The 1811-nt window shown below is 60.4% G+C and carries 2 protein-coding genes; one reads left to right on the plus strand and one right to left on the minus strand.

Translation table 11 applies throughout. From position 1 onward, the window contains the following. Nucleotides 1-74: 74 nt before the first annotated feature. Complete coding sequence (locus GD1_RS25590) at nucleotides 75-587, minus strand: hypothetical protein (protein ID WP_244883002.1); 513 nt, start codon at nucleotides 585-587, stop codon at nucleotides 75-77. On the opposite strand from GD1_RS25590, the gene GD1_RS23845 reads away from it, so the two are divergent. After that, complete coding sequence (locus GD1_RS23845) at nucleotides 510-1511, plus strand: HNH endonuclease (protein ID WP_244883000.1); 1002 nt, start codon at nucleotides 510-512, stop codon at nucleotides 1509-1511. The two genes, GD1_RS25590 and GD1_RS23845, sit on opposite strands and share 78 nt — an antisense overlap. The last annotated feature ends 300 nt before the right edge of the window (nucleotides 1512-1811 follow it).

Genomic DNA, 1811 nt, shown 5'->3' on the forward strand with positions numbered 1-1811 from the left:
GTGCGTTGGGTGGTGACCACCTGCTCCTCATTGGATCAACCACCCACTGGGCGTAGCTGATTCAGCCGCACCTTCTACGATGATTGAGCCGGGACCGAGCCGGAAGAGCGAGGACCCGAGTCGAAATCTCCGCAGCTAACAATGTCCCCAACCATCCCACAGGTGAACCCGAACCCCCAGGGTGAACGATTTTCACAATCTATCCACAAATATTGATCTACTTGCGAATTCGGGCTGTCATCGCCTATACGTTCGCTACAATGGAACACATGCAGGGGGAGCTGGATACCGTGATCGACATACTCACCAATTGTCGTTTCGACGACGATCCGACCGGGCAGATCGTCTTCGCGGACATGCAGAACCTGGTCACCATACGCAACCTCGTCGACTCGCTCACCGCCGCCGGCGCTGGTCACCTCGACCGGCTGGGTTTGGCACAACGGCACGGCCACAAACCGATCACGTTGCTGATCGAGATGGGACTCGCGCCCGCCGTCGCTGCGCGGATGCAGCGGATCGGGACGTCGGCGGTGGTGGAACGCACGCTGAAACATGCTGCCGACGGCGCAATCTCGGGTGAGCATGTCGACGCGATCGTGCGCGGACTCAACCAGATCGGACTACGCGCCGGGGAGGCTCCGACTGCCGAGACCTGGGCTGAGTTCGAGGGTGATCTGTTGGCGCAGGTGTTGTCCGGCGCGAAACCGGCCGAGGTGATGGCACGGGCACATCAGCTCGGGGATCATCACTCGTCGGATACCGAGGGCGGACGACCGGCGAAGGAAGACCGCAACCTGAATGCCCTGGATATCGGGCGGACCGATGATGGGCGGGTCGCGGTCTCGGGGAGTCTGGATGTTGTTGTCGGGGAAAAGCTCGCGACGGCCATCGAGAAGCTCTCAGCCCCGGTACCCCAGCCGGATGGCTCGAAAGATCCCCGCGAAGCACCCCGACGTCGCGCAGACGCGTTGGAGATGGTGCTCGATATGGCCGCTGATGCGGGGGAGCGGTCGGTGACCGCGCTACCTGCGGCGTTGATCAACCTGTCGGTTCCCGCGGACGCGCCCGACAAGTCGGCGTTGGCGTTCGGTGGTTCGATCACTCACAGCACTTTGTTGGAAACCAGTTGTGACGGTGTGGTGGTGATGACCATCGTCGACGGCGAACGTGTCCCGTTGGATATGGGTCGGTCGAAACGGTTGTTCACCGCCAGTCAGCGGCGAGCGTTGTTCGAGCGGGATCGGTGTTGTATCAAGTGCGGTGCCCCGGCATCGCGCACTCAGGCTCATCACATTGCGCATTGGTCGGATGGCGGTGCCACTGATCTTGCCAACGGGTGTTTGTTGTGTGCGTCGTGTCATGCCGATGTGCATCACAACGGGTGGGATGTGTATATGGGTCCGGATGCGCATCCGTGGTTGATCCCACCTGAGGTGGTAGATCGACGTCGGCGTCCGATTCCGGCGTACAACAGGCGGTTTGCCGACGAACTACCGAATGCTGCCTGAGTTGTGATTGAGCTTGTGTTCTTTGAGAACTTCATAGAGATAGTGGTGTGTCGGGACCTCCGTTGGTTGCGTTGGCGAGTTCGGCCGGCGGAGGTTTCGACACGTCTCGTCGCTTCGCTCCTCGTCGGCTCAACCATCAACGGAGCGTGGCTAATTGAGCTGAGCCCTCTTACATGATTGAGCCGCGCCTACCTTGCTGATTGAGCCGCACCTTCTACGATGATTGAGACATCCCTGGAAGGAACTTGTCAAGCAGCCGGCTGTGTTTGGGCCTGTGACCAGGCAATCGAGGGGTTGTAG

The organism is Gordonia desulfuricans NBRC 100010, from assembly GCF_001485495.1.
GTDB classification, from domain to species: domain Bacteria; phylum Actinomycetota; class Actinomycetes; order Mycobacteriales; family Mycobacteriaceae; genus Gordonia; species Gordonia desulfuricans.

Excerpts from the sequence above, each read along its gene's own strand:
- GD1_RS25590 (WP_244883002.1), bottom strand. The coding sequence starts at position 587 with ATGCTCACCCGAGATTGCGCCGTCGGCAGCATGTTTCAGCGTGCGTTC.
- GD1_RS23845 (WP_244883000.1), top strand. The coding sequence starts at position 510 with ATGCAGCGGATCGGGACGTCGGCGGTGGTGGAACGCACGCTGAAACAT.